The organism is Streptomyces sp. NPDC000878 (assembly GCF_053599695.1).
Genome location: NZ_JBSFMT010000009.1, coordinates 59,186 through 85,344 on the forward strand (window position 1 = coordinate 59,186; position 26,159 = coordinate 85,344).

Consider the following 26,159-nt stretch of genomic DNA (forward strand, 5'->3'; position numbering starts at 1 on the left):
GTCTGCCTGTCCGTCTGAACATCAGCCTGCTCGCACGGACCCCCACGGACCATGGAGCACGTAGGGGTCTTCCCCCGGGGGTTTTCCCTACCTGGACCCTGAAAAGAAGGGCCCTTCGGCAGCGCGCGGCCTACGACTGCTCGACCCGCTCCCGCCAAGGCAGCTCGGCCGTGACCGTCGTGGGCCCGCCCTCCGGCGACTCGATGACGAACAGCCCGTCCACCGCGCCCAGCCGGTCCGCGAGCCCCGCCATCCCCGTACCGCCGTCCAGCCGCGCACCACCGCGCCCGTCGTCCCAGACCTGGATCAGCAGCCGGTCCTTGGTACGCCACACATCGACGGAGGCGTTCCGCGCCCCGCTGTGCTTGCTGATGTTCTGGAGCAGCTCGGAGACCGTGAAGTAGGCGATGCCCTCGATGGCGGCGGCAGGCCGGGCCGGTAGATCGGCCGTGACCTGCACCGGCACCGTGCACCGCGAGGCCACCGAGGACAGCGCCGCGTCCAGCCCCCGGTCGGTCAGCACCGCCGGATGGATCCCGCGCGCCAGATCCCGCAGCTCCTGAAGCGCGAGCTTCACCTCGCCGTGCGCCTCCTCGACCATCGCCGCCACATGTTCGTCGGCCTGGCCCTCAAGCAGCTTCTCCTTGGCCAGCCCGAGTCCCATCGCGAGGTTCACGAGCCGGGCCTGCGCCCCGTCGTGCAGATCGCGCTCGATCCGCCGCAGATCGGCGGCGGCCGTGTCGACCACGACCCCCCGGTCGGACTCCAGTTCGGCGATACGGCGTTCCAGCTCGTCGGAGGGCGACAGCAGCCCGCGCACCATCGCCCGGTCCACGTTCGTGAGCCCCCGCGCCACGAACGGCAGCACCGGCCACAGCACGAACAACGACACGAGCACGACGGTGAACGTGAGAACGGCCCAGGGCAGCCGGACGAAGTCGTACAGGATGGTGCGCCAGCCGACCGGGTCCTTCAACGCCATCCACAACTGCCCGAAGAACCCCAGCTCCTGGCCACGGGCGCCCCGCCCACCGCCCAGCGGCAGCGGACTCGGCTCGTCCACCCGCACCCCGAGCAGCGCCCTGGCCCGCGCCCGCTCGATCCGGCCCAGCTGGCGTGCGCCCATCAACCCGGCGGCGAGCAGCGGGACTCCGATCACCGTGAACGTGAGGAAGAACCCCGTCGACACCACGGTCACCACGTACACGAAACCGAACAACGCCATCGGCAGGTTGGCCAGGAGATGGGCGATCTCCTTCCAGGTGTGCGGATCGAGGGCGAAACGGACAGGGGGCAGTCGGTCGCCCTCGGTTCCCGCGCTGGTGGCGGCGATACGTGCGGTCATGTTCGCCAGCCTGCCCGCCGCCGCGCCCCGGCGCCATGAGGTGGACCGCCCGCCGACCCGGGGGAAAACCCCACCTTGCACATCACTTCGGGCATGGCCATGTGTGACGGGCTGCTTACGGTCTCTTTAGCAGGCCCTAGACTCCCGTCCGTACAGATCGCCGAACGCCAGGGGCGAGCTGTCACGAGGCCAGGGCCAGGGAGTGAGGGACGGACGTGCCGGTACGGACCGCCACCGCCACGGCGGAGCACGCTGCCACGACGGAGCACCTCGTGGCGTCGGAGTACTTCCAGTCCTACTCCGTGGTCGGACTGCTCGCCGTCGTGGGCGTGCTCTTCGTCGCGGTCGCCTTCGGGGCCGGCCGCCTGCTGCGCCCCGTGGTCCCGACCCCCGAGAAACTCCTGACCTACGAATGCGGTGTCGACCCCGTCGGCGAGGGCTGGGCCCACACTCAGGTCCGCTACTACGTCTACGCCTTCCTGTACGTCATCTTCGCCGTCGACTCGATCTTCCTGTTCCCCTGGGCCACCGTCTTCGCCGCTCCGGGCTACGGCGCGACCACCCTCGTCGAGATGTTCGTCTTCCTCGGCTTCCTGGCCGTCGGCCTGCTCTACGCATACAAGAAGGGCGTCCTGACATGGGCGTGACGCCAAAAACGAACTCGCCGGAGCCAGTGCCTGTGTCCGAACCCGTGCTGCTGCCGGAGCCGAAACGGCTGGGCGCCCTCGCCCGCCTCGCCCCCGAGCCGATGAAGGTCGTCCTGAACTGGGGCCGCCGCTACTCGCTCTGGGTCTTCAACTTCGGCCTCGCCTGCTGCGCCATCGAGTTCATCGCCGCGTCCATGGCCCGCCACGACTTCATCCGCCTCGGCGTGATCCCCTTCGCACCCGGGCCCCGCCAGGCCGACCTGATGGTCGTCTCGGGCACGGTCACGGACAAGATGGCCCCGGCGGTACGCCGCCTGTACGAACAGATGCCCGAGCCGAAGTACGTCATCTCCTTCGGCGCCTGCAGCAACTGCGGCGGCCCCTACTGGGACTCCTACTCCGTGACGAAGGGCGTCGACCAGATCATCCCGGTCGACGTGTACGTCCCCGGCTGCCCGCCCCGCCCCGAGGCGCTGCTCCAGGGCATCCTCAAGCTCCAGGAGAAGATCGCCCGGGAGTCCCTGGGCGAGCGGTACGCGTCCGCACAGACGACCCGCCCGTCCCCGGCCGCACTCCAGAGCCCCCTCGTACAGCCCCCGGCCGCAGGGGAGTCGAACAGATGACGGCAACCGGCTGGCTGCCCGCCCCCACCGAGGACCTCTTCGGCACGGAGGCCACGGCCGAGGAGTCCTACGACGTCCTCACCGTCGACGTACCCCCGACCTCTTGGACCACGGCGCTGGAGACCGCCCGCGACCGCCTCTCCTGCACCTACTTCGACTGGCTCAGCGCGGTCGACGAACCGGGCACCGGCTTCCGCGTCGCAGCCCACGTGGTCGCCCTCTCCCCGGTCCGCCGCCTCCTCGTACGCACGACAGTCCCGCACGAGTCCCCCGTCCTCCCCTCCCTCGTGGACGTCTACGCGGGCGCGGCCTGGCACGAGCGCGAGACCCACGAAATGTTCGGCGTACGTTTCGAGGGCCACCCGGGCCTGAACCACCTCCTCCTCCCGGAGACCTTCGAGGGCCACCCCCTCCGCAAGGACTTCGTACTCGCGGCCCGCGTCGCCAAGGCCTGGCCCGGCGCCAAGGAACCGGGGGAGTCGGAACACGGCGGCCCGAAGCGCCGCCAGATGCTCCCGCCGGGCGTCCCCGACCCCAACGAATGGGGCCCCCTGAAGGGCCAGCTCCCCCCGGCCCCAACCCGCCCGGCCCGAGCCACCGCGGGCCGCGCGACAACCGACCGCCCGGTACGCCGCACCCGCACGACATCGGAAGGCTCAGCAAGCCAAGCCCCGGCAGACCCGTCCCCGGCAGCCCCGGCGGGCCAGACCCCGGCGGGCTCGCCCCCGGCAACGGAGGCCCCCACGGAGGCCGCCCCGCCGGCCACCCCCCGCCGGTCGCGCAGCGCAAGCCAGGGCTCGGCATCACAGCGCCCCCAGACACCACCGACCGAGGCCGCCCCCAAGCCCCCGCCGACCGAGGCCGCCCCCAAGCCCCCGCCGACCGAGGCCGCGCCCGAGCCCCCGCCGACAGAGACCCCCAAGCCATCCCCCACAGCGGACGCCCCCTGGCACCACGCCCGCCCCGCCTTCGACGACCCCACCCCGAAGGCCACCGAGCCACCCGGGGCACCTGCTCCAGAGGCCCCAACCCCCGAGGCTCCCTCTTCCGAGGCCACCACCCCCGAAGCCTCACCCCCTGACAACTCACCCCCCGACGACTCAGCCCTTGACGACCCCACCTCCGAGAACCCCCCAGGAGGCTCGCAGTGAACGACGCGCTCGACGTCGCCCTGCGACTCCTGATCGTTTTCGTCGTCTTCCTCACCTTCCCCCTGATCGTCGGTCAGACCGAGCACAAAGTGATGGCCCACATGCAGGGCCGCCTCGGCCCGATGTACGCCGGCGGCTTCCACGGCTGGGCCCAACTCGTCGCGGACGGCGTCAAGTTCGCCCAGAAGGAAGACATCGTCCCGGCCGGCGCCGACCGCCGTATCTTCCAGCTCGCCCCGGCCGTGGCCCTCCTCCCGTACCTCCTCGTCCTCCTGGCCATCCCGATCGGCCCGGGCGAGGGTGCCGTCGGCGAGGCCGTCGACGCGGGCATCTTCTTCGTCCTCGCCGTGATGGGCGTCGGCGTCCTCGGCTCGCTGATGGCCGGCTGGGCGTCGGCCAACAAGTTCTCCCTCCTCGGCGGCCTGCGCACCGCCGCCCAACTCCTCGCCTACGAACTCCCGATGCTGCTGACCGCCGCCTCGGTCGCGATGGCGGCCGGCACGGTCTCCCTCCCCGGCATCGTCGACGCCTTCGAGTGGTGGTGGCTGCCCTGGCAGATCGTCGGCGCGATCGTCTTCTTCGTCGCCGGCCTCGCCGAACTCCAACGGCCCCCCTTCGACATGCCGGTGGCCGACTCGGAGATCATCTTCGGCGCCTACACCGAGTACACCGGCCTCCGCTTCGCCCTCTTCCTCCTCGCCGAGTACGCCGGGATCGTCGTCCTGTGCGGCCTGACCACCGTCCTCTTCCTGGGCGGCTGGCACGGCCCCTGGTCCGCCGACGGCCTCGGCTGGGTCTGGACCCTCCTGAAGACAGCAGTCCTCGCCTTCGTCGTCATCTGGCTGCGCGTCACCTACCCCCGCCTGCGCGAGGACCAGCTCCAGAAGCTCGCCTGGACCCTCCTCGTCCCCCTCTCCCTCGCCCAGATCGCCCTCACCGGCATCGTGAAGGTGGTGATCTCGTAACCATGGCTGAGCCACTCCCGCCCTCCAGGTCCCGCATTCCCGGCGCCGGCCTCGCCAAGGGCCTGGCCGTCACTCTCCGCACGATGACGAAGAAGACCGTCACCGCGCAGTACCCGGACACCCAGCCCGACCTCCCGCCCCGCAGCCGCGGAGTCATCGGACTCTTCGAGGAGAACTGCACGGTCTGCATGCTGTGCGCCCGCGAGTGCCCGGACTGGTGCATCTACATCGACTCCCACAAGGAGACGGTCCCGCCCGCGGCCCCCGGTGGCCGCGAGCGCAGCCGCAACGTCCTCGACCGCTTCGCCATCGACTTCTCCCTCTGCATGTACTGCGGTATCTGCATCGAGGTGTGCCCCTTCGACGCCCTCTTCTGGTCCCCGGAGTTCGAGTACGCCGAGACCGACATCCACGAACTCACCCACGAACGCGACAAGCTCCGCGAGTGGATGTGGACGGTCCCGGCCCCGCCCGCCCTCGACCCCGCCGCCGAGGAACCGAAGGAGATCGCGGCGGCCCGCAAGACGGCGGAGAAACTCGCCACCGCGGCGCAGACCGAACCGCCGACCGCGACGCAGACCGAACCGACCGGGTCGCCCCGACCGACCGAGCCGCCCGGGCCCGCCGATCCCCAGGGACAGGGAGGAGATTCGTGACCCTCGCCGCAGCCACCGCGACGGCGGCACACGTCACGACCGCCGCCTCCGATGCCGCCTCCGACACCCACGGCTTCCTCTCCCCGACCGGCGTCGAGATCGCCTTCCTCCTCGTCGGCCTGGTCACCTTCGGCGCCGCGCTCGTCACCGTCACCACCCGGCAGCTGGTGCACGCCGCCCTGTGGCTGGTGGTGACCCTCGGCGGCCTCGCCGTCGAATACCTCCTCCTCACGGCCGAGTTCATCGCCTGGGTACAGGTCCTCATCTACGTCGGTTCCGTCGTCGTCCTCCTTCTCTTCGGCCTGATGCTCACCAGGGCTCCCATCGGCCGCTCCCCGGACGCCGACTCCGGCAACCGGTGGGCCGCCCTCGCCGTGGCCCTCTCCTCGGCCGCCGCCCTGGTCTGGGTCGTCGTCGACGCCTTCCGCACGACCTGGATCGACCTGGACGGCGCCGCCGCGGGCTCCACCGCCGTCACCGGCGCGAGCCTCTTCCAGAACTGGGTCCTTCCCTTCGAGGCCCTCTCCGTCCTTCTCCTCGCGGCCCTGGTCGGGGCGATCGTCCTGTCCCGCAAGACGAAGGCGGAGTCGAGCTCTCCCCCTGTGAACTCCCGAGCCGCGACCGGTAGTTCCCCCTCTGTCACGGATTCCCGTAATCACCCGATCAGGCGAAATGGGTCGGTCAGGGGAACCGAGTCGACCGAGCAGGACGGTGCCCGCTGATGCACCTCGCCTATCCCGCCGTACTCTCCGCCCTCCTCTTCTCCACCGGCCTCTACGGCGTCCTCGCCCGCCGCAACGCGATCCTGGTCCTGATGTCCGTCGAGCTGATGCTCAACGCCGTCAACCTCAACCTCGTCGCCTTCGACGTCTGGCTCAGCAGGACCGCCCGCGAAACCCTGCACTCCGGCCAGGCCCTCACCCTGTTCACCATCGCCATCGCCGCCGCCGAGATCGGCATCGGCCTGGCGATCGTCCTTGCCGTCCACCGCAACCGCGGCACCGCCGACATCGACAAGCTCCGCGACACCGCCGAGCCGCACGGCCCCGACGAAGCCACCGGCACGGACGACGAGAAGACGGAAGACGAGAAGGCTGAGGCCACCGCGTGACCACGACCACCCTCGCCGTCCTCGTCCCCCTCCTCCCCTTCCTGGGCGCCGCGGCCGGCCTGCTCCTGGGCCGCACGGCCCCCGGATTCGTCCGCCCCCTCGCCGTACTGCCCACCCTCACGGCGCTCGCCCTCGCCGTCGTCGTCGCCGTACGCCAGGGCGGTGACCGGGCCGTCGACGCCGCCACCGAGCTGACACCCACCGGCTCGGTCCCCGTCGAACTCGCCCTGCACATCGACGGCTTCGCCGCCCTCGTCGCCGTCCTGGTCGTCCTGGTCGCGACCTGTGTGCAGATCTACTCGACGGGCTATCTGCGCGACGACCCGCGCTACCCCTCGTACGCCGCTCTCGTCTCCCTCTTCACCTCCGCGATGCTGCTCGTCGTCTACTCCGGCGACCTGATGGTGCTGCTGGTCGGCTGGGAGATCATGGGCATCTGCTCGTACTTCCTGGTCGGCCACTACTGGGAGACCCCGGAGGCCCGCGCCGCCTCCCTCAAGGCCTTCCTCGTCACCAAACTCGGTGATGTCCCCTTCCTGATCGGCCTGTTCGCGCTCGCCACCGACGCCGGGTCCTTCCGGATCACGAAGATCCTCGGCACCGTCGCGACCGGCGGACTCGACCACCCGACACTGGTCGCCCTGCTGCTCCTGGCCGGCGTGGCGGGCAAGTCGGCGCAGTTCCCCCTGCACACCTGGCTCCCCGACGCGATGGCGGGCCCCACCCCCGTCTCCGCGCTGATCCACGCCGCGACGATGGTCGCCGCCGGTGTCTACTTCATCGCCCGGCTCCTCCCGGTCTTCGCGGCCTCCTCGGCCGCACTGGTCGTCCTCGCCGTGATGGCCGCCGTCACGATGGCCGGCTCCGCCCTCGCCGCCCTCGCCCAGGACGACATCAAGCGCGTCCTCGCCTACTCGACGATCGGCCAGCTCGGCTACATGACCGGCGCCCTCGCCGTCGGCGACCGCGGTGCCGCCGTCTTCCACCTCCTCACCCACGGCGCCTTCAAGGCGCTGCTGTTCCTCGCGGCCGGCGTGATCATCCACGCCGCCGGCACCAACTCGCTGGCCGCCATGTCCCGCATGGGCAACCTGCGCGCCCGCGTCCCCGACGCCTACTGGACGATGACCGTGGCGCTCCTCGCCCTCGCCGCGATCCCGCCCTTCAGCGGCTTCTTCTCCAAGGAGTCCGTCCTCGGCGCCGCCGAACACGTCTCCACCGGCCACGCCGAGGGCATCCCGGACGCCGCAGGCTGGATCGTCCTCGTCGCCGGCCTCGTCTCGGCCCTGCTCACCGCCGCCTACGCGACCCGCCTGTGGCTGCTCGTCTTCCGGGGCAAGGGCGTCGAGGCCCCGGACCATGGCAGGCAGCCCGTCGCGATGACCGCCGTGCTCTGGGTGCTCGCGGTCCCGTCCCTCGCCCTGGGCGGGTTCGCCTACGGCAGGCTGCCCGACTGGTTCGACGGCCACGACCTGACCCCGACCCTCACCACCTCCGTCCTCGGCACGGGAGTGGCCCTGGTCGGCGGCCTCGTCACCTACGGAGCCTGGCGCCACACCACCGCCCTGGCGGCCCGTGTCCCCCTGGGCGCCGTCGCGGCCCACCCGGACGCGGACGGCGGCCTGGTCGAGGCCGAGGCAATCGCCACCCACACCGCCGCCTACGGAGACATGGCCACCGCACCCGACCCGGCGGACCCCGGACGACTCCTGCTCGGCCCGCTGCACCGCCACGCGGCCGTCGGCTTCCACCTGGACGCCCTGTACACAGCGCTGTTCGTCCGCCCGGTCCAGGCCGGCGCCACCCTCGTCCGGTTCCTCGACCGCGAGGTCGTCGACACCTACGTACGCGGCGCGAGCGCCGTGCCCCGCCTGCTGGGTGCCGCCGTACGGCGCGCCCAGACCGGCAACGTACAGACCTATGTGAGCGCGCTGCTCGCCGGCACCGTCGTCCTGGTGGTCGCCGTCCTCCTCGTCGCCACGGGAGCGTGAGCAGGCGTGATCGATATCAACGAGTCAGTGATGCAGTTCCTTCTGGCATTCCTCGTCGTGGGCCCGCTCATCGGCGCCGTCGCCGCTCTCCTGCCGGCCCCGCCAGGGCTGAAGGGGAAGTCGCCCGAGCAGGCCGTACTGCGGCACGGCGTGACCGTCACCGGTGCGGTGCTCATCGCCGCGATCGTCCTCGCGCTCGGCTTCGACCACGACCATCCGTCGAAGATGCAGGCCACGACCGACATCAGCTGGATCCCGGCACTCGACGTGCGCATCCACCTCGGTGTCGACGGCATTTCCCTCCCCCTTCTGGTCCTGACCGCGCTCCTGACCTTCCTCTGCGCGCTCTACTCCTACTTCAAGCTCCCCGCAGGCCCGTCCCCGAAGGCCTTCGTCGCACTCCTGCTCGTCCTGGAGTCCGGCACCCTCGCGACCTTCGCCGTCCTCGACCTGCTGTTGTTCTTCCTCGCCTTCGAGATGGTGCTCATCCCGATGTACTTCCTCATCGCCCGCTGGGGCGGTGAGCAACGGACCCGGGCGGCCTGGAAGTTCATCCTCTACACCCTGCTCGGATCCGTCGTCATGCTGCTGGGCCTGCTCCTGATCGGGATCAAGGCGGGCACGTTCGACATCATGGCACTCGCCACTGACAACGGCCCTGGACTGAGCACATCCGTGCAGGTCACCGCCGCTTTGGCGATCGGGATCGGGCTCGCGGTCAAGACGCCGATGTGGCCGCTGCACAGCTGGCTGCCGGACGCCCACACCGCCGCCCCGACCGTCGGCTCGGTCCTGCTGGCGGGTGTTCTGCTCAAGATGGGCACGTACGGGTTCGTGCGCATCCTGCTGCCGATCACACCCGACGGATTCCGGACGTTCGCGCCCTACCTCGCAGCCTTCGCCGTCGTCGGGATCATCTACGGCTCCCTGGCCTGCCTGGCCCTCGCCCGGCAGGGCGCGAAGGGCGACCTCAAACGGCTCATCGCCTACTCCTCCGTGGGCCACATGGGCTTCGTGCTCCTCGGCATCTCGACCATGACCCCGACCGGCGTGAACGGCGCGCTCTTCGCCAACATCGCCCACGGCCTCATCACCGGCCTCCTCTTCTTCCTGGTCGGCGCCCTGAAGGACCGCACGGGCACTAGCGACCTCGACACCCTCGCCGACCGCACCGGCGCCGCCCTCTACGGCCGTGCCCCGCGCCTCGGCGGCCTCGTGGCCTTCGCCGCCGTCGCCTCGCTCGGACTGCCCGGCCTCGCCGGGTTCTGGGGCGAGATGCTGGCCCTGTTCGGCGCGTTCGACCCCGCCGACGACCTCAGCCGCCCCGCCTTCCTCACCTTCACGGCGATCGCCGCGTTCGGCACCCTGCTCACCGCCGCGTACATGCTCGTCGTCGTCCGCCGCGTCTGCATGGGTGCCGCCCCGCAGCCGGACGCCCCCCAGCTCGCCGACGTGCAGACGTACGAATTCGCGGCCTGGACCCCGCTCGTCGCCCTCACCGTCGTCGCCGGACTGTGGCCGAAGGCCCTCCTCGGGCTGACCGACCCGGCCGTGCAGCAGCTCCTTTCAGGAGGCCCCCGATGAGCGCCCTGGCCCAGTCCGCGGCTCAGTCCGTCGTCCAGTCCGTCGACTGGCTCGCCATCGCACCGCCCACCCTCGCGGCCGTCGTAGGACTCGCCGTACTGGTCGCCGACCTGTTCATCGGCGGCAACAAGAAGGCAGTCCTCGGCTGGACCTCGGTCGCCGGCCTGACCGCGTCCGCGCTCCTCCTGCTGCCCCTCCTGGACGGCGACCGCTCCACCTTCTGCCTCACGGGCAGCACGGACGTCTGCAGCTATACGGCCGACCGCTTCACCCTCGTCATCCAGTTCCTGGTGCTGGGCGGCGCGCTGCTCGCCGCCCTCCTCTCGGTCACCGCCCTCAAGGACGCCGACCGAGGACTCCCCGAAGGGGAGTACTGGTTCCTGCTGCTGTCCTCCGCCGCCGGAGCGGCCCTCCTGCCCGCCTCCCGCGACCTCGCGACCCTGATCGTCGCCCTGGAGGTCGCCTCCCTGCCCGCCTTCGCCCTCGTAGGCATCCGGCACGGCGACCGCAAGTCCTCCGAAGCGGCCCTGAAGTTCTTCCTGTCCTCCGTGACAGCCACCGCGGTCAGCCTCATGGGCATCAGCTTCGTGTACGCCGCCACGGGCACCCTCTACCTCACCGAGATCGCCGACCGCATCCAGGACGTCGACCCACAGCTGCACACCCTCGCCCAGGCGGGCGTCGTCCTCACCCTCATCGGCTTCGCCTTCAAGACAGCCGCCGTGCCCTTCCACTTCTGGGTACCCGACACCTACGTGGGCGCGCCCCTGCCGATCGCCGCCTATCTGTCGGTCGTCGGCAAGGCCGTCGGCTTCTCCGGCCTGATCCTCGTCACCGTCGTCGCCTTCCCGTCGTACGCCGACGTCTGGGGCCCCGCACTGGCAGCCCTGGCCGCGCTCACCATGACCGTCGGCAACGTCGGCGCCCTGCGTCAGCAGCCCACGCGCGCGTACAGCGCGGTACGCCTGCTCGCCTGGTCCTCCGTCGGCCAGGCCGGCTACCTCCTGGTGCCGATCGCCGCAGCCGCGTACTCCGACGACGCCCAGAAGTCGATCGGCTCCACCGTCGCGTACGCCCTCATGTACGCCGCCGTGAACCTCGGCGCCTTCGCGGTGGCGGCCCTGGTGGCCCGTACGAAGCCCCTGAACCGCGTCAGCGACTACCGCGGCCTGTACGCCACCCGCCCCCTGGCAGCGCTCGTCCTGGGCTTCTTCCTGCTGTGCCTTGCCGGACTGCCGCCGGGCATCATCGGCCTCTTCGCGAAGGTCACCGTCTTCTCCGCGGCGGTCGACGCCGGACTCGGCTGGCTGGCCGTGGTCATGGCCGTCAACGTGGTGATCGCCCTCTTCTACTACCTCCAGTGGACGGCCCTGCTCTTCCGCACCCCCCAGGGAGCCGAGGAACACCACCGCGCCCCGGCCCCCCTCACGGCCGCGATCGCCCTGACCGCCGTCCTCGGCATCGCCCTGTCCGGCGCGCCCCAGCTGGTGCTGCGCTTCGCCGACACCGGACTCTTCTGACCCGCCGCGCCCGCACGCGCGCGTGGCCCCTCACCCGAACGGCCGACGCGCCCCTGCGCGTACGCAAGGGAACTGCGAACCCCCGCCTGGCGTTGACCAGTACAGAAGGGTCCACTGGACCTGACACCAGGGTTCCCCTGCCGCACCACTTGGAGGGCGTACCGTGCACCGCCGGCACAACGGGCTCAGGACAGCCGTCCTCCTCGGGGGACTGTCCGCACTCATCATCGTCATCGGCAGTTTCTTCGGCCGTACGGGCCTCGTGATCGCACTCTTCATCGCGATCGGCACGAACGCGTACGCGTACTGGAACAGCGACAAGCTGGCTCTACGCGCGATGCGCGCGCGCCCGGTGAGCGAATTCGAGGCCCCGGCCCTGTACCGCATGGTCCGTGACCTCTCCACCCAGGCCCGCCAGCCCATGCCGCGCCTGTACATCTCGCCGACCGAAGCACCGAACGCGTTCGCGACGGGCCGCAACCCGCGCAACGCGGCCGTGTGCTGCACCGAAGGCATCCTGCGCATCCTGGACGAGCGTGAGCTGCGCGGCGTCATCGGCCATGAGCTGAGCCATGTCTACAACCGCGACATCCTCATCTCGTCGGTCGCCGGCGCCCTGGCCTCCGTGATCATGTTCCTGGTCAACTTCGCCTGGCTGATCCCGATCGGCCGCTCGAACGACGACGACGGCCCCGGCATCCTCGGCATGCTGTTGATCATGATCCTGGGCCCGCTCGCGGCGACCCTCATCCAGCTCGCCATCAGCCGCTCCAGGGAGTACGAGGCCGACGCGTCGGGCGCCCAGCTCACCGGCGACCCACTGGCCCTCGCGAGCGCCCTGCGTAAACTGGAAGCGGGCACGAAACAACTCCCGTTGCCCCCCGAGCCGCGGATCGAGACCGCGAGCCACATGATGATCGCGAACCCCTTCCGCCCAGGCCAGGGACTCTCCAAGATGTTCTCCACGCACCCGCCGATGGCGGAGCGCATCGCCCGGCTCGAAAAGATGGCAGGTCGCCCTCAGTGAAGACAATCCTCAACATCATCTGGCTCGTCCTGAGCGGCTTCTGGCTGTTCCTCGGCTATCTGCTGGCGGGCGCGCTGCTCTGCATCACGATCATCGGCATTCCGTTCGGGATCGTTCTTCTACGTTCAGCATCGCGCTCGGGTCGACTCGCCCTTCGATGACCATTGAGGGCAGCAGTTGGAGCTCCGGGAGCGGGACCTGTTCCACGTCCGACAGAGCAGAGTTCACGCGGCTCCAGGTGTCGTCGGACGTCCAGGCGTTGAAGTGCTTTGAGGCTTGGATCGAGGCACCGGTTTCCTTGAGTACGCAGGGCCAGGACTTGCCGGTGCGTGCCTTGTAGAAGATGGCATCCACTGACCGCCGAACGGTGCCCCTACGCCCCTCGGGGAGCAGGGGAGCGACCTTGGCCCACTCCTCGTCGGAGAGTGTGGCAGCAGGGATGCCACGGCCGTTGGCGGCGTACCAGGCCCGGACTGTGCAGGGGACACCGCCCCGCCGATCGGTGGGAACCGGGCCGGTAATAGTGACCTTCAACTCCAGCATGGACAGGATGGCGGCCTGCTGCTCCGGGGCCATGTCCGCGAACGACTTCTTCGCCATACTTGCCAGCGCGATAAGGTCACGGGCGCGTTGATCGGACTCTTCCAGCTCCGCCAGCCATTCAGCCGCCTCGTCGCGAAGGTTTTGGAGTTGCTGAAGTTCTTCACTGAGGACGGCCGTAGCTGCCTCAATGGCGTCAGCTGACTTGCTCTGCTTGGCTGCTGCGACGATGACGGCCGCCATCGACGCGTTCATGCCTTCAATCTGCTGATCAAGGGACGCGATCCGGTCGACCAGGGCAGTCGTGTCGCCTGCCGCCATCCCGATCCATTCGGCAGCCAGTTCTTGGAGCTTCTCACTGTTGCTCGCGATCTCGGTGACGTTCTTCCAGACGTGCTTCTCAAACGCGTTGGCATCGATGCGCGAGCAACCGCAGGACTTCTGGTTGGGATCTTTGGGTGAGTTTCCAGAGCACCGGTAAAACCGGGCGCCCTCCCGCTCGGAGAAGCTGATTCCCGCGTATGTCTTCCCACACAAACTTACGGCTCGGCCGCTCAACGGGTAGAAGGAGCGTTGGCCGCTGCTGTGCTTCGCCGTTTCGGCGACTTTGCGCCGCAGCTCTGTGCTCTGTTCCTCGGTCAGGATCCGAGGCAATTCAATCCTCACGGAGTCGCCCCAGATGGGACTTCCGTTCGCATCGGTCTTGGCGTGCTTCCCACGGAAGACGAGAGCGCCGTCTAGTACGGGCGTCGACATGACGCGATCCCGAAGGTTGTCACGCGTCCATGTCTTGCCGGAGCGTGCTGTGACCCCGTCGGTGATGAGACGGATGGTGGCCTTGCGAAGGTTGAGTCCCTCGCCCACCACCAGGTCGTACACGTGCCTGATGACCTTCGCTTCGTCCTCGTCGATCACGAGGTACGAGCCGGGAGTCCCTTTGTCGGCGATGCGGTAGCCGTAGGGAGGCCGCCCGCCGATGTGCGCGGCGGGTGTCAGCTCAGCTTTCTCCTGCAATCCCCCCTGAGTGCGGTCACGGATCGTCTCCCACTCGGTTTCGGCATAGTCGGCGTCACGGCGCATTTTCTTGCGCCCCTCAGACGTGGTGTTGTCGTAGTCGTCGGCGACAACAGCGACAAAGACGCCGATGTCTTCGAGGGCCCAGACCCACCGCCAGAAGGCGCGACCCTTGCGGCCGATCACACGGGCGTCCGGTACCACGACGATGTCGAAGGGGCGGGGTGTCCGCTGTGCGTCCTCCATTAGACGCTTCAAGTCTCCACGGTCTGCCGCTTCGAGGGAGCCGGAGACGCCCTCGTCCTTGTAAGTACCGCCGTGGGACCACTGCTTGAGGGCGATGTGCCGGAGAGTCTTCCGGCTCTGCCTGGCTACGCCGTAGCCCTTCTTCTGGTCTTCCGTGGACACCCGTAGGTAGTCGACGGCGCGCAGGGCGAGTGTGCCGGTTGCCCGAGTGGCTGTCTCAAATGCCGCAGGCAGGGGTGTGCTTTCATTGGACATGTCGACTCCCAATCAGTCGGCCAGCCCCGGGGCGGTGCCATCCGCTGCCGGGGCGTTCGTGTCAACTCCCAAGGTATCTCCGGAATGTGACTTTTCGTCGGGTCTTTTGAGTCTTCTGCTGAGTGCTTGCGCGCCGAACAGGATCCGCAGGAGCAGAGCGCGCTCCGCCGGCGAGAGCGACTTGTCGGGAGTCCAGATGACCTTGGTGTCAGGCATCGCGGCCCCCTCGGTCGGACCTGGCTTCCCGCTCCAGCTCCCGTCCGATCGCTAGGTCCTCGGCGATTCCGGCGGCGATGAGTGCGGCGCCGGGGGTGTGGCCGGAGCCGACGTAGCGCCAGTTCCGTTCGGTGACTGTGTCGGGGATGTCTGCGTGGCCGAGGTGGTGGGCGCGTTGGGCGCGGAGGGCCGCGTATGTCGTTGAGTAAGCGCGGGATTTGGTGAGGATGTGGCCCCGGTAGCCGAGGGTGTGAGTCCAGGCGCGGAGGCGGAGCGGCTCGTATTCGGGGAGGCCGCCGAGGCGCCAGCAGGTGTGCATGAGCGTGCGCACGTGTTCGCTGACGGGTGCGGCGTGGATTTCGTCCCGGGTGGTGATGGGGTGGTCGGTGCCGGCGCCTGTCTCGCTGGCTCCTTTGGTGACGTATTTGGCGACGTACGCGGCCACCGCGTCGTCGTCGGCTCCGTCGGCGTCGGTGTGCAGGGGGCGGGCGTCGAGTTGGGTGCCCCAGCGCAAGGCCAGTTCGCCTACGGCCGGGCTGTAGGGGGTGCGGACCAGGACCCGTTCGGCGGATGCGCGTACGGCGTCGGTCAGTTGGTCGGTGGTGCCCCAGAGCGGAGGTTGGTCGTCGGGTCCGGCCGGGCCGTCGAGGCGGACGACGGCGTGCACGTGGACAGCAGCGCGCTTCTGGTATTCGGCGACGCGGGCGAAGGACAGTCGCGCGTGCTGCGGGAAGTGGGACTGGACGAGGCCTGCCGAGGTGGCGAGGTGGCGTCGTACGTCGCGGGTGAAGCGGTCCCACAGGATGCCCGCGTGGGCGTGCCAGAGCACATGTCCGGTGTAGTCGTAGCAGTCGGAACACAGCGGCTGGCCCGCGGCAGGAGCGTCCGGGGCGTGGACGACTCGGCAGCCGATAGGACGACCGTGCGCGCAAGTTCCGCCGTCGCGACGGGGGCGGCAACGACTCTCCCCAGCACGGTGGACGGGCCCGAAGGAGGGCGCGGTGAGGGTGATGAAGAGTCGGGGGCGGTTGCGGATGGTGGTGGGGATGTTCTTGCCGCCGAGGAGGCCCGCGCGGACGAGGTGGTAGGTGTCGCCCGCGTGGAGTCGTGAGCAGGGGGCGCAGACACTGGCGCGCCGGTTGCGGCAGCGGACGGAGAGGCGTTCGCCGGGTTCGGTGCGGGTGTCGTAGTGGCGGAGGATCTCGCCGGTTGTTGCGTCCAGGGTCGTTGTCGACCCGGAGAGGTGGATGGGGTGGGCGCAGCCGCCGGTTGCGGTGATCTGGTCCAGCCAGCGCGGGAATTGGGGGTGTTGGGCGATGCGGAGGGCGTCTCGGTCTGTTTCGGGGAGTTGGCGCAGGCGCGCCGCGCGGTTGAGGACGGCGCGCCTGTCGGCCGGGGTTACGTGTTGCGGGGTGATGGTGGTGGCCTTCCGGGGTGGGCCGCCGCAGCGGCTCGGATGGGGGTTGGTGGGGCGGTGTGGGCCATGGGGATCACTCCTTGTGCGGTCGGGCGGGTCGGTCGAAGTGGTGGGTTCAGCGGATGGTTCCGGTGCCCCGGCAGACGCGGCAGCGCCGCAGTCGTCCGGTCCAGGTTTTGCGTGCTCCGTCGCCCTTGCAGACGGTGCATCTCACGCGGCGCATGGGCATGGCCGTATGTCCCTTCCTGCTTGGTCTAGAAGTGGGAGAAGCCGCTGAGGATCCAGGTGACGAAGCCGTTGATGGTGAGGCTGACGGGGGTCTGGCCGAGGTAGAGGCCGAAGAGGGCGATGCAGATTGCTTCCCAGGCGCGGACGTCGCGGGAGCGGACGAGGAGGAAGGTGATGATCCCGAAGACCACGACGAGGGACACGGCGGCACCTGTGCTGATCATTGGGAGTCTCCTTCGAGGGCGGCGAGCGCGCGGGTGACGGTGGGCAGTTCAGGGACCAGGCCCGCGTGCTTGCGGGTGATCGCGACGGCTTCTTGGGTGGGGGTGAGGTGGGAGCGGGCGCGGTTCCAGCCGCCGTCTGGACCGGTGCACACGGCGACGCCCTGTTCCTGAGCGGTGATCGACTGAGCGATGGCCACGGCGTCTTTGTTGAGGTCGCCGAGGATCATTTCTGCGGTGCCTGGGTCGTTGACCCGGTGGCAGATGCGTCCGCCGAGTTGGGCGCGCAGTGCGGTGACGCCGGGGCCGAGGTCGGAGCCGACGCGTTGGCCGGCGACGACGAGGTGGATGCCGAGGGCGGCGCCGAGTTGTGCCAGGCGCAGCAGGAGGGTGGAGCACTGTTCGGCTTCTGCTTTGCTCTCGCGTCTGCCGTCGGACAGGTACAGTTCCGCGATCTCGTCGACGATCACGACGACGGGTACGGGCCGGAACCTGACGGGCAGTTCCCAGATGGAGCGGGCGCCGGCCGTGCGGCAGACGCTCATCCGGTCCTGCATCTCGACCACCAGCGCGGCGAGCACGGCGACCGCCTCACGACGGGAGGTCGCCAGTGCGCTCAACCTCTGTGCGAACAGGCCGAGTTCCATGCCGCCTTTGCAGTCGATGCCGACCAGGGCGACGGGTTGCGGGGCGAGTTGGGTGATCAGCCGGGCCAGTAGCGTGGACTTGCCGGAACGGGTGGCCCCGGCGATCAGCCAGTGCGGCACCACCAGGAGATCCATCACCCACGCGCCGCCGCTCTCCAGCACCCCGATGAGGGCCGAGAGCAGTGCCGGCGGGGCGGTAGCGAGGCCGGGGCGTTGCAGCGGATCGGTGGCCGTTGCCGTCAGCAGAGCCAGCCCCCGTTCCGGTGAGGTGACCCGCACCGCATGCACCTTCCACGCATGCACCAGGGCATCGGCCGCCTTGAGATACATGGCGGGGGTCTGGCCCGCGTGCAGCCGCACCACCACGGTCAGCCCCATGCGGGTGGCGCGGGGGAAGGAGATGCGCGGTGGCACCGGCCGTAGCGGATCGCCCTTGACGACCAGGTCACCGAGGAGCCCGCGCGCCGGACGACGGGACACGGCAAGGTCGGTGAGGACAGCCACCTTGCGCCAGGTGAACACCACCCGCCATGCAGTGGCCGGGTATCCGGCGAGGTACCAGTGCCAGACGGGACGATGCTGCCGCAGCAGATCACCGCCGCCCAGCACCCACACCAGCACCAACAGCCCAAGGGTGAGAGCGAGGATGGCGGTCATCACGCACCACCGGCCTTTAAGGCGCCGGTGATGGGGGTGATGGCGTCGGCGCGGAAGCTGACGCCGTGCCGGTCTCCCATCGCCCACATGAACGCGGTCAGCCCGGTGACCTTGAGGATCATGCCTTCCTCGATGCCTTTGGGTTCGCCGGTGACGGCGATCTCGATGACGGAGATGCGCCGCCGGTCCTGGCGCACGGTGACGGCGACGGTGTAGACGGGGTTGCCGTCCCGGTCCTTCTTGACCTCCTGTGTCTCCTGATTGCTGATCTTTGCTTCCGGGGCGATGGCGCAGCGCAGTACGCCGAGCCGCCCGGTGTCCACGGGAATGGACTGCATGTCTGTGGCCTCCTTGGCCGATTGGGACGCCTGACATATTCAGACGTCACTTGTCCTTACGAGTGATGACTATGAAGTGCTGTACGGCGAGGATGCAAATACTTATGCTGACGAGTGATGTCGCGCGTGCGACGTGACTACGACCTGAACCCGGAGATGCCGCCATGTCGGAGATCCAGCGCCCCGGAGCCCTCTACCAGCAGGTGGCCGCCGCCATCCGGGAAGCGATCCTGGCGGGCGAGTTCGCGCCCGATTCCCTGCTGCCGTCCGAGGCCCAGCTCATGGCCCGCTACGGCGTATCCCGCCCCACCGTCCGCAACGCGATTGCCGCCCTGCGAGCGGAAGGCCTGATCGACGTCCGCCACGGCAAAGGCAGCTTCGTCCGCACCAGCGGCCAGCCCGCCCTCACCCTCGAACGCCGCATCACCCGCACCACTGAGGGCACGTTCGTGATGCCAGGCGGCGAGGTCTGGGACGAGGCCGAACAGGCCAGCGCCTACCGCACCCGTACCACGAAGGACACCGGCCGACTCCTCCAACTCGGCGCGGAAGAAGCCCTGTTCGGATGCGACCGACTCCTGATCGCCCCAACTGCCGGGGCGCGCGCCATGCACCGCACGCTGATCCCCTTCACAACCGCCGAGACCGTCCCGTTGCTCGCCGAGGAGCCGTCCACGCAACCGGCAGCGATCTACGGGCTGCTCACCCAGGAGGGGCACAAGCTGTCCTGGACAGAGACGGTCCGCGCCCGCATGCCGTTGCCCGACGAGCGCACCGCTCTCCGCCTGCCGGACGCGACCCCGGTCCTGCACCTGGCCCGTGTCACGCACGCCGCCGACGGCCGCCCGTTGATCCTTGAAGAGCTGTGCACCGGGGCGGACCGTGCCGAACTCGCCTACCGGATCACCACCGACAAGCCGCCCGCCCGACGCGCCCGCGCGTGAGTGCCAAGGGTCATCGGTCGAAACAGCCTTCACTTCCTCAAGGGCGCGCCTGCGGCGCGCCGGGGCGCCCGGCCGCCCCGGCCGGGCGTGCGGCGTGGCCGCCGATCCCGTCCGGACGGCCAGCGCCCCCCACCGCAGCACGCCAGGGGAGTTGAGGCGTCGACCGGCCATGGTGGGCCGGGGTGTGGTGGGCTGGGGGTCGACGGCCTCCGAGACTTTAGGCAGCCACCATGGGGCGAGCCTCGAAGAACAGGGGGCCGATCGGGCTATTGCGGGCAGCTCCAAGGCCTGCCCGATCCGCTGGCGAGCGTAAGGCCCCCTGTTCACTCGCCCCATGGCAGCTCCCGCCCAAAGTCTCTGCGGCCGGCGACGTGCCCACCCGCGCCACTCACCAGCGACAGGGCGTTTCATACCGCCGACTCCAGGAGCGCGGCGAGCCTGTTGACGGCATCAGACCAGCCCGCCAGCCGAACGACCCCACACCCGCTCTCGTCCACCGAGGCGACCGCGCGCACGGCCGACAGTTCGAACCCGGTACCGAGCAGCGCGCGGTTCAGCCGGTCGGCAGACTCACGTGCCTCGCGCCAGCCCGCGATGTAGTCGACACCAGGCAGCCACAGCCCGGCATCTGTGCCCGCCACATCGTCCAAGCCGTCATGGATCCAGTCCTCACCCGAGTCATTCACGCCTTTTCACCCCAGCCCTGTTGCAGGTAATGGATCGTCAACTCCGTTGATTCCAGGGCTAGAAGCGACGCAACGCGACGGCCCCGGTACCATCAGGCACCGGGGACCGTCGCGTCCCCTCCCGGACCACCCCGATAGCTGCCAGGCGAGGGGGTGGTCCGGTCTCGGTATGAGGTTGTGAAGCGCGGCCCCCCGGTTTGGGAGGGGAGCTCCCGGAATTCCGAGGAGCCGCGCCCCTGTGGCCGGAGTGGTCAGACTCCGGCCGTTGACCGGATCGCCGTCCACTCCCGATCGCGAGGGAGCAGAACGGGGCGGCGACCCGGGGTCGGTCAGGCCGAGTTCTCAGCCCATAGGCGGTCGAGGTCCAGGCGGCACCACACCGTCTTCCCGGCCCTGATCCCCGGCGACCACCACACCGCGTCCGCCAGCCGCTGAACGATCAGCAGCCCACGCCCCCGATCCGGCAACAACGCTTCGGAGAAACTGCCCGCAAGATCAGGTGAGAAGAACTCACCCGCAGGGAGGTCCGGCGGAGTCGAGTCCTCATCCGACACCCCGATGACCAGCACTTCCGGATACGTCATCAGCGACACATCGATACGCCGCCCAGAACCAGGCAGCGCCAGCCGGTTGTCCGGCACCGCATGATGAACGACATTGCCGACCAGTTCCGACACGACGAGCCGCGCGTCGTCCACCGCGTGCTCCAGGCGCCAGGTCGTGAGGTACGAGCCGACCATGTCCCGCGCAGCCTTGACACAGTCCGGCGATTCAGCAAAGAGCGTCAGCGCCCGGAAGTGTCCGTTTGCCGGATCATGAATCGAACGACGCGGAGCACCCACCGCCGACGTATTCGCTGCGTGTCTGCTCTGCTGTGCTTCCACCGCGTCCCCTCCCGAGCACTGACAGGCCCTGTAGCCCGTCGATCTGTGCCGACCAGTGAACGACGCAGGAAGCGCAGGCGGGAGCGTTCACCAGGGGGTTCACGTGAACACCGGCAAGCGCAAAGGGGGTTCACCAATGAACCCCCCAAGACGAGACTGCTGTGACACGATGGACACTCGCTGTCATTCTCGGGTTGGCAGGGGAGCATGAGCCGAGAGCCGAACACACAGCTGATCGCCGTCATGGGCGAGGCGCAAGTTTCGAACAAGGGTCTCGCGAAGCGGATGCAGGACACCGCTGCCCAGCGAGGAGTGACTCTCGGCACGACGCACGTCTCCGTGCAGCGATGGCGGGACGGCTCCGGTATCCAGCCGCAGACAGCGGCGATCATGGCAGACACGCTCTCCGCCAAGCTGGGCCGCCGCATCACACCGGGCGATCTCGGTTTCTTCGATCACTCACGTCCGAGCAGCCCGCAGCAAATCGGCTACCCCGGCACGGTCCCCGACGTGCTGTCGATGCTGGCAGGACTGGCCGACCAGCGCGCCGAAGCCCCCGCATCCGACCAACTGACGATTGCGGAAGCCGACCTCAACTCCGCTGTCCTGTCATGGATGATCGCGCGCCCCGACGGCATCCAGGCCGACAAGCCCGCCGGCCAGCGCATCGGCATGCGGGACGTACGCGCGATCAGAGACGCCGCCAGCATGTTCATGCAGCTCGACTTCAAGTACGGCGGAGGCCACGGCCACAAAGCACTGCGCCACTACTTCCGCCACGAAGTCCTACCCCTCCTGGATGCCAGCTACAGCGAACGGGTGGGCACGGCGTTATTCGGTGCCGCCGCCGAAGTCTCCCAGTTGCTCGCGTGGACCGCGTACGACACCGGAAACCACCGACTCGCCCACCGCTACCTCACCTCCACACTCCGCCTCTCGCAGGTCATCGACGACCGCATGTTCGGCGCCCGCATCCTCGGCAATCTCAGCCACCAGGCCAACTACCTCGGCAACCACGCCCAGGCGATCCGGCTTTCACGTGCGGCAGTCGAGGGCGCCAAGGGCCGGGCCACCCCGCGAGCAATGGCACTGAACTCAGCGATGGAGGCCCGCGCACTGTCCAACGCAGGCGACCCGATCGGCGCCGGACGCGCGATGAACGAAGCAGAACGCTACTTCGAACGCGCGGACACCGCCGAAGACCCCGCGTGGCTCGGCTACTTCGACTCCGCGGAACTCATGGGCGAAATCTGCCACTGCTTCCGAGACCTCAGGATGCGCCGGGAGTCCGTGACAGCAGCGCAACGCGCGGTCGACGACACCGACCCGAAGTACGCCCGCACCCTCGGTTTCTGCCGCATGGTGCTCGCCCAAAGCCACCTCCTGAACGGTGACCTGGAAGCCGCCGTCACAACAGCCAGCCTGGCAGTGGACGGCGGCGACACCCTCCAGTCCAACCGCTTCCAGCGCTACGTCACCGACTTCCAGGCCGAGGTGAACACCCACGCCACGAACCCGGTCGTGGCCGCCTTCAACAACCAGGTCCGCGACGCACTTGCCCGCCTGGACGACGACGAGTAGCCCCTACCAGGGCCGCCAGTCCCGAGGCGCATCATCATTGCGCAGCCCAGCGATCCGCCGGCGATACTCGGCAGCCGTCCGCTCATCCTCCTGCACGTTCTGCATCAGCCACGTCGTCATACCGAACTCTTGCAGCCCCCGCAGCGTCCCGTAACCATGCCAGTCATACAGATCCCGCCCGTACGCGGCCACGAACTCGGCGTACTGCTCGTCGGTCTGCCACCCAAGACTGTGATGCTCCACCGCCGTGACCATCAGATCCCACTCAGGATGATCGAAACAGAAGGCCTCGAAGTCGATCAGAATCACTTTCCCCTGATCGTCCACCATGAGGTTCTGCACATGGGCATCACCATGCACAGGCCCCTTGGGAGTCTCGAACCGCAATTCGACGTACCTGTCACGCAGTTCGAACCAGCGCTTACGCAGGAAGACCTTGTCATCCTCAGAGACCACGGCCCGGTCCATCCGCAGTTCCTGCTTGTCGAAGGGATCAAAGGAAGGCAGCACAAGGCCATCCGGCACAGTCAGGGAGTGCAGATCCCGCAGGACACGCCCCAACTCCCCGTAGGTCGCCTTCCGATCACCCTCCACGATCAGATGCCAGAACGTCACCGGATGACCGTCCACCAAGAGCGGCTGCTCAAGATCCTCAACGATCCGAGCCGCAGAGAACCCCTCCGTCGCCAGCCACCGCGAGACAGCCACCTCTGTAAGCGCCGTCGGCAACCACTCCTCCCCCCGCGCCACACGCACGATCACCGGAACAGAAGCCAGCCGGAACAACGCGTTCTCCCCGAGCCGGATCAACTCCGCCCCACTGCCATCGAGCCCCGCAGCCCGGCACGCGGCATCTAACACCCGCGCAGCCCCCGCCGACGTAAACCCCTCTTCCGACCGAGCAGCACCAACCGCCATGCCCGTACCAGCTCCCCTAGTCGCACGCGATCAACCAGCGCACGTCTACGGGTGACCAACCCGGCGTGCGCAGGACTCAGTGACGACCGTACCCACGATCACGTAAAAGGTCTCAGATCCCATCATCGGGAGATCAACGCTTCAGACCCGCGGGCAGCGGGATACTGATGGCGTGAGTCCCTGTGCGAAGCGAATGCTTCAGAGCAGGGACAGAAGGTATATGGCTGCTGGACGACCAGCGGGCGCTATCGCCCGGGGCTGGTTTCCGGTTTGATGGCTGGATCCTTTTCATTCATGAGCTGGAGTGAAGTAGATAGCAGTTGTCGCCTCTGCCCTATTGCGACGCATGACGGAAATGCTGAAACTGGCTATTTCTATGATCGGTCCGCAGTAATCTCGATATCGGTTGCAGGACATTTTCTAAGAAATGTAGAGGTGGTGGCGATGTGCGCTAAAGATAGGCCCCAGCCCCACGAACCGCCGGGGAATCCAGCGCGAGTGCGTACTCATAGCCGCCCCACACTGTCACGTTTCGCAGGCTGCGTGTACGACTGCCAGGGCCGTTCACGTGGAATCCACTCGGATCCGCAAAAGCATGTACTTGCCCGTACGGCAAGACATACTTCACGTTGAGGAGCGTGACATTGATTTTAGACGGAGGCTCGAACTTGACTTGAAATTGAAATTCCCGAGGCGCGTTTCTAAGCGTGAGGGTTCCACCGGTGAACTCGATGTCCCAAGAGTCGATCACATATATCAGCTCGTTCTGATCAACAATCAGGGAAGGGTTCCCGTCCTTATCTTGAATCTGGCAGCTCATTAGCAACTGACCGTCCGTGAAATCGAAGATAAATACCTCTTGCCCGTTAATCAGTAGAGGTACCAGTCTTGCGTTTATCGAGAAGAATTTGTTTCCCCCAATCTCAATTTCGCAGCGATCCCCCTGAAGGTGGAGGCCATAGGGCTCAGAAATTCCGTTGCGAATGTTGACAGGATTGTCATTAGCTTGCAGAACGGCAGCTCTAGGAAGCAATCCGCGCGTCTTCTCGGCGTGATGTCTACTGCAAAGCAGGGTGAGTTCATCGGCGGAATGACTTCTCGTTTCTGCATACTCAAACATGTGCTCGTAGTCGTACAGTGGAATACCGCAGATGACACAGCCAAAACCGCACCGTTTGCGCACTTCGCGTTTAACTGAAGATGGAATCTTCGGGCGGTCTTTCGGCAAAGTAACTCTCCTCTATCGAGCCGTTATCTGAAGGTCGGATCTGTCGGCTAGCTGGTTCATTCCTAGGTATGGGCGCCCTCCTGACGTTTCTGAGCGGAAAGCCATCCCATGATCGCACGGTGGCATATCGCTCGGGCTTGCTCGGCGAGCTGCATCTCATAAATGGCTTGAGGTGTGTAATGCCACAAGCCGACATTCGCATCTTCGATGAAGAGAACCTTTCCGTGGGTGAGGTCGGAGCGTTTTCCGTACAGGACTTTGCGCGCCTTCTCGTCTGCTGAAGAAAGAACAGGTGCATACGTGTTGATGAATGCCTTAAATAGGGCAGTCGGGCCCTCCTTGGTCTTTCGGCACTCGCCGCAGCGGGGGAGATTCTTCGGAGTCTCAACTAGGGATTCAATAGCTTGGATCAGCGCCTGGAAGCTATCGGACCTTGATGCATGGGAGACGTACATTGCGTGATGAAGCCAATAAGCCGATCGCAAAATCCTCTCCCGTTGCTCCTGTGGCATTTCAAAGAAGATGTCCAGATTTTCTTCCATGCTGGACGGCAGTACGAACCTGTCGCGCGCTTGCGACAGAGGAGGCAAAGCCTCAGTCATTTCGATCTCTGGCAGGTCGCCCTGAGGTGTGAATGCAGCAGGTGGTTTACCCCACATCGGGGGCGGGGGCCAGACGGGTGAAATCTCTGAAGGTTGGCCAGAGTAATAACCCTCATGCATGTACAGGCTTTGCCGCACTCCCTCAGCTGTGTGCCTCATGACCCAGTGCCTGCGTTTGTCTATGGTGGGAATCTTGATCCCTGGAACTAGCAATGAAAGCAAAAGCGTCAGCTGGCGTGGCTCCCTTTGAGCGCGCAAGTTGCTCAGGTGCCAATCGTGTGATCCGTCGAACTTTACTTCCACGATCAGGGGGTGGTCCCCATTGAGTCCTTCGATGCGAGGTGCACTCTCGGGTACCGGTCGGATCGTGATTTTATCTTTATAGCGCCAATACCCGCAAACGGGACGATGGGTGAAAAGGAGCAAGTCGGACACTAGGGGGATAGGAGGATCGAGTAGCTTCCTTTCTACGTTTTCTACGATTTGGCTCAGAGTGTCTGCCGTAAGGTGGGGAGTAGGGGCGACTCTCTGTAGATCGCCTTTTTTGTCAAAGATCAACGAGAGGGCGAAATCTTTCTTGTGCTCTGGGAAGAAATCAATCCTTGATGCGGTCGGGTAAGTTGCCAGAGGTAGGGTTTCGCTGATGATGTGTGCCAGCTCTTGCGAGTGCACTCGCCCAAGACCGAGGCGTTGCTCTACTTCCTTTTGAGAAATGGCATTCATTGGCGGCTCTCAGGTCGTCGTCACTATGGCCCGAGCCGACGCCGACTCCGTAGGAGGAGTTGGGGGTTCCAGACCATCGTCTGTGGAGGTCTACAGGATGCCCTGCGGCAGGGCTAGTTCGCTAGGATTATGTGGGAGCTTCTCTGCGGGGCCCTCGGTCCTCCGGTCGGTAGCTCCCGGCGTCACACGTCGAC

General features: G+C 67.5%; 25 protein-coding genes and 1 pseudogene. 14 read left to right on the plus strand and 12 right to left on the minus strand.

All coding sequences use genetic code 11. The features are described from left to right. Positions 1-130 precede the first annotated feature (130 nt). Entirely contained in the window at positions 131-1,345 is a 1,215-nt protein-coding gene (locus ACWDR4_RS11085) for a sensor histidine kinase (RefSeq protein WP_450406768.1), read from the minus strand. 215 nt (positions 1,346-1,560) lie between these two features. Here ACWDR4_RS11085 and ACWDR4_RS11090 point away from each other — a divergent pair, with 215 nt between their 5' ends. The 12 genes and pseudogenes from ACWDR4_RS11090 to ACWDR4_RS11145 form a co-directional block, all read left to right on the plus strand. Then, positions 1,561-1,992 carry an NADH-quinone oxidoreductase subunit A gene (locus ACWDR4_RS11090; protein WP_450406769.1) on the plus strand — a complete coding sequence of 144 codons (432 nt, stop codon included), beginning with the start codon at positions 1,561-1,563 and terminating at the stop codon, positions 1,990-1,992. Continuing rightward, positions 1,983-2,615 carry an NADH-quinone oxidoreductase subunit B gene (locus tag ACWDR4_RS11095; RefSeq protein WP_450406771.1) on the plus strand — a complete coding sequence of 211 codons (633 nt, stop codon included), beginning with the start codon at positions 1,983-1,985 and terminating at the stop codon, positions 2,613-2,615. The genes ACWDR4_RS11090 and ACWDR4_RS11095 overlap by 10 nt, the downstream gene beginning before the upstream one ends. Next, positions 2,612-3,766: an NADH-quinone oxidoreductase subunit C gene (locus tag ACWDR4_RS11100; RefSeq protein WP_450406773.1), complete on the plus strand. Its 1,155-nt coding sequence runs from the start codon at positions 2,612-2,614 to the stop codon at positions 3,764-3,766. Before ACWDR4_RS11095 ends, ACWDR4_RS11100 begins: the two co-directional genes overlap by 4 nt. After that, the gene (locus ACWDR4_RS11105; RefSeq protein WP_450406774.1) at positions 3,763-4,731 is read left to right on the plus strand and encodes a complex I subunit 1/NuoH family protein; all 969 of its coding nucleotides are present in this window, start codon (positions 3,763-3,765) and stop codon (positions 4,729-4,731) included. Before ACWDR4_RS11100 ends, ACWDR4_RS11105 begins: the two co-directional genes overlap by 4 nt. 2 nt (positions 4,732-4,733) lie before the next feature. Further along, positions 4,734-5,387 carry a NuoI/complex I 23 kDa subunit family protein gene (locus ACWDR4_RS11110; protein ID WP_450406777.1) on the plus strand — a complete coding sequence of 218 codons (654 nt, stop codon included), beginning with the start codon at positions 4,734-4,736 and terminating at the stop codon, positions 5,385-5,387. Continuing rightward, on the plus strand, positions 5,384-6,109 hold the full coding sequence (locus ACWDR4_RS11115) for an NADH-quinone oxidoreductase subunit J family protein (RefSeq protein WP_450406779.1): 726 nt from the start codon (positions 5,384-5,386) through the stop codon (positions 6,107-6,109). The genes ACWDR4_RS11110 and ACWDR4_RS11115 overlap by 4 nt, the downstream gene beginning before the upstream one ends. Further along, on the plus strand, positions 6,109-6,498 hold the full coding sequence (gene nuoK, locus ACWDR4_RS11120; protein WP_450406781.1) for an NADH-quinone oxidoreductase subunit NuoK: 390 nt from the start codon (positions 6,109-6,111) through the stop codon (positions 6,496-6,498). The genes ACWDR4_RS11115 and nuoK overlap by 1 nt, the downstream gene beginning before the upstream one ends. Beyond that, entirely contained in the window at positions 6,495-8,489 is a 1,995-nt protein-coding gene (locus ACWDR4_RS11125; RefSeq protein WP_450406783.1) for an NADH-quinone oxidoreductase subunit 5 family protein, read from the plus strand. The genes nuoK and ACWDR4_RS11125 overlap by 4 nt, the downstream gene beginning before the upstream one ends. Positions 8,490-8,495: 6 nt before the next feature. After that, positions 8,496-10,073, plus strand: a complete 1,578-nt coding sequence (locus ACWDR4_RS11130; protein ID WP_235475575.1) for an NADH-quinone oxidoreductase subunit M — start codon at positions 8,496-8,498, stop codon at positions 10,071-10,073. Next, on the plus strand, positions 10,070-11,593 hold the full coding sequence (locus tag ACWDR4_RS11135; protein WP_450406786.1) for an NADH-quinone oxidoreductase subunit N: 1,524 nt from the start codon (positions 10,070-10,072) through the stop codon (positions 11,591-11,593). The genes ACWDR4_RS11130 and ACWDR4_RS11135 overlap by 4 nt, the downstream gene beginning before the upstream one ends. A gap of 163 nt (positions 11,594-11,756) precedes the next feature. Further along, positions 11,757-12,620, plus strand: a complete 864-nt coding sequence (gene htpX / locus ACWDR4_RS11140) for a zinc metalloprotease HtpX (RefSeq protein WP_450406788.1) — start codon at positions 11,757-11,759, stop codon at positions 12,618-12,620. Then, a pseudogene (locus ACWDR4_RS11145) lies at positions 12,617-12,745 on the plus strand (YccF domain-containing protein); the annotation flags it as partial. The gene htpX and the pseudogene ACWDR4_RS11145, both read left to right, overlap by 4 nt. On the opposite strand, the gene ACWDR4_RS11150 reads toward ACWDR4_RS11145, so the two are convergent. From ACWDR4_RS11150 to ACWDR4_RS11175, 6 genes are all read right to left on the minus strand, one after another. Then, a complete protein-coding gene (locus ACWDR4_RS11150) occupies positions 12,711-14,675 on the minus strand; it encodes a recombinase family protein (protein WP_450406791.1) in 1,965 nt (654 codons plus the stop codon). The pseudogene ACWDR4_RS11145 and the gene ACWDR4_RS11150 sit on opposite strands and share 35 nt — an antisense overlap. A gap of 12 nt (positions 14,676-14,687) precedes the next feature. Continuing rightward, on the minus strand, positions 14,688-14,891 hold the full coding sequence (locus ACWDR4_RS11155; protein ID WP_450406794.1) for a hypothetical protein: 204 nt from the start codon (positions 14,889-14,891) through the stop codon (positions 14,688-14,690). Further along, positions 14,884-16,248: a replication initiator gene (locus ACWDR4_RS11160; protein ID WP_450407074.1), complete on the minus strand. Its 1,365-nt coding sequence runs from the start codon at positions 16,246-16,248 to the stop codon at positions 14,884-14,886. The genes ACWDR4_RS11155 and ACWDR4_RS11160 overlap by 8 nt, the downstream gene beginning before the upstream one ends. Positions 16,249-16,562: 314 nt before the next feature. Continuing rightward, positions 16,563-16,760, minus strand: coding sequence for a hypothetical protein (locus ACWDR4_RS11165; protein ID WP_450406796.1), 198 nt, complete (start codon positions 16,758-16,760; stop codon positions 16,563-16,565). Continuing rightward, a complete protein-coding gene (locus ACWDR4_RS11170) occupies positions 16,757-18,061 on the minus strand; it encodes an FtsK/SpoIIIE domain-containing protein (RefSeq protein WP_450406799.1) in 1,305 nt (434 codons plus the stop codon). The genes ACWDR4_RS11165 and ACWDR4_RS11170 overlap by 4 nt, the downstream gene beginning before the upstream one ends. After that, positions 18,061-18,399, minus strand: coding sequence for an SCO3933 family regulatory protein (locus ACWDR4_RS11175; RefSeq protein ID WP_450406801.1), 339 nt, complete (start codon positions 18,397-18,399; stop codon positions 18,061-18,063). Before ACWDR4_RS11175 ends, ACWDR4_RS11170 begins: the two co-directional genes overlap by 1 nt. A 164-nt stretch (positions 18,400-18,563) precedes the next feature. On the opposite strand from ACWDR4_RS11175, the gene ACWDR4_RS11180 reads away from it, so the two are divergent. Continuing rightward, positions 18,564-19,343: a GntR family transcriptional regulator gene (locus ACWDR4_RS11180; protein ID WP_450406804.1), complete on the plus strand. Its 780-nt coding sequence runs from the start codon at positions 18,564-18,566 to the stop codon at positions 19,341-19,343. A 407-nt stretch (positions 19,344-19,750) separates the two neighbouring features. Here the strand turns inward: ACWDR4_RS11180 and ACWDR4_RS11185 are convergent, their stop codons facing one another. Together ACWDR4_RS11185 and ACWDR4_RS11190 are read right to left on the minus strand one after the other, a co-directional pair. Further along, complete coding sequence (locus ACWDR4_RS11185; protein ID WP_450406806.1) at positions 19,751-20,029, minus strand: hypothetical protein; 279 nt, start codon at positions 20,027-20,029, stop codon at positions 19,751-19,753. 329 nt (positions 20,030-20,358) lie between these two features. After that, on the minus strand, positions 20,359-20,913 hold the full coding sequence (locus ACWDR4_RS11190; protein ID WP_450406808.1) for an ATP-binding protein: 555 nt from the start codon (positions 20,911-20,913) through the stop codon (positions 20,359-20,361). Between the two features lie 207 nt (positions 20,914-21,120). Here ACWDR4_RS11190 and ACWDR4_RS11195 point away from each other — a divergent pair, with 207 nt between their 5' ends. Further along, entirely contained in the window at positions 21,121-22,494 is a 1,374-nt protein-coding gene (locus tag ACWDR4_RS11195) for a sporulation protein (protein ID WP_450406811.1), read from the plus strand. A gap of 3 nt (positions 22,495-22,497) precedes the next feature. On the opposite strand, the gene ACWDR4_RS11200 is transcribed toward ACWDR4_RS11195, so the two are convergent. The 3 genes from ACWDR4_RS11200 to ACWDR4_RS11210 all read right to left on the minus strand — a co-directional run bounded on the left by ACWDR4_RS11200 (position 22,498) and on the right by ACWDR4_RS11210 (position 25,965). After that, complete coding sequence (locus tag ACWDR4_RS11200; protein WP_450406813.1) at positions 22,498-23,412, minus strand: phosphotransferase enzyme family protein; 915 nt, start codon at positions 23,410-23,412, stop codon at positions 22,498-22,500. Between the two features lie 451 nt (positions 23,413-23,863). Next, positions 23,864-24,640, minus strand: a complete 777-nt coding sequence (locus ACWDR4_RS11205) for a hypothetical protein (protein WP_450406815.1) — start codon at positions 24,638-24,640, stop codon at positions 23,864-23,866. Between the two features lie 62 nt (positions 24,641-24,702). Continuing rightward, positions 24,703-25,965: a hypothetical protein gene (locus ACWDR4_RS11210; RefSeq protein ID WP_450406817.1), complete on the minus strand. Its 1,263-nt coding sequence runs from the start codon at positions 25,963-25,965 to the stop codon at positions 24,703-24,705. Positions 25,966-26,159: the final 194 nt, after the last annotated feature.

Coding starts and splice junctions, on each gene's coding strand:
- ACWDR4_RS11100 (WP_450406773.1), top strand. CDS start 2,612: ATGACGGCAACCGGCTGGCTGCCCGCCCCCACCGAGGACCTCTTCGGC.
- ACWDR4_RS11195 (WP_450406811.1), top strand. CDS start 21,121: ATGAGCCGAGAGCCGAACACACAGCTGATCGCCGTCATGGGCGAGGCG.
- ACWDR4_RS11110 (WP_450406777.1), top strand. CDS start 4,734: ATGGCTGAGCCACTCCCGCCCTCCAGGTCCCGCATTCCCGGCGCCGGC.
- ACWDR4_RS11170 (WP_450406799.1), bottom strand. CDS start 18,061: ATGACCGCCATCCTCGCTCTCACCCTTGGGCTGTTGGTGCTGGTGTGG.
- nuoK (WP_450406781.1), top strand. CDS start 6,109: ATGCACCTCGCCTATCCCGCCGTACTCTCCGCCCTCCTCTTCTCCACC.
- ACWDR4_RS11165 (WP_450406796.1), bottom strand. CDS start 16,760: ATGATCAGCACAGGTGCCGCCGTGTCCCTCGTCGTGGTCTTCGGGATC.
- ACWDR4_RS11175 (WP_450406801.1), bottom strand. CDS start 18,399: ATGCAGTCCATTCCCGTGGACACCGGGCGGCTCGGCGTACTGCGCTGC.
- ACWDR4_RS11155 (WP_450406794.1), bottom strand. CDS start 14,891: ATGCCTGACACCAAGGTCATCTGGACTCCCGACAAGTCGCTCTCGCCG.
- ACWDR4_RS11150 (WP_450406791.1), bottom strand. CDS start 14,675: ATGTCCAATGAAAGCACACCCCTGCCTGCGGCATTTGAGACAGCCACT.
- ACWDR4_RS11135 (WP_450406786.1), top strand. CDS start 10,070: ATGAGCGCCCTGGCCCAGTCCGCGGCTCAGTCCGTCGTCCAGTCCGTC.
- ACWDR4_RS11085 (WP_450406768.1), bottom strand. CDS start 1,345: ATGACCGCACGTATCGCCGCCACCAGCGCGGGAACCGAGGGCGACCGA.
- ACWDR4_RS11200 (WP_450406813.1), bottom strand. CDS start 23,412: ATGGCGGTTGGTGCTGCTCGGTCGGAAGAGGGGTTTACGTCGGCGGGG.
- ACWDR4_RS11210 (WP_450406817.1), bottom strand. CDS start 25,965: ATGAATGCCATTTCTCAAAAGGAAGTAGAGCAACGCCTCGGTCTTGGG.
- ACWDR4_RS11095 (WP_450406771.1), top strand. CDS start 1,983: ATGGGCGTGACGCCAAAAACGAACTCGCCGGAGCCAGTGCCTGTGTCC.
- ACWDR4_RS11180 (WP_450406804.1), top strand. CDS start 18,564: ATGTCGGAGATCCAGCGCCCCGGAGCCCTCTACCAGCAGGTGGCCGCC.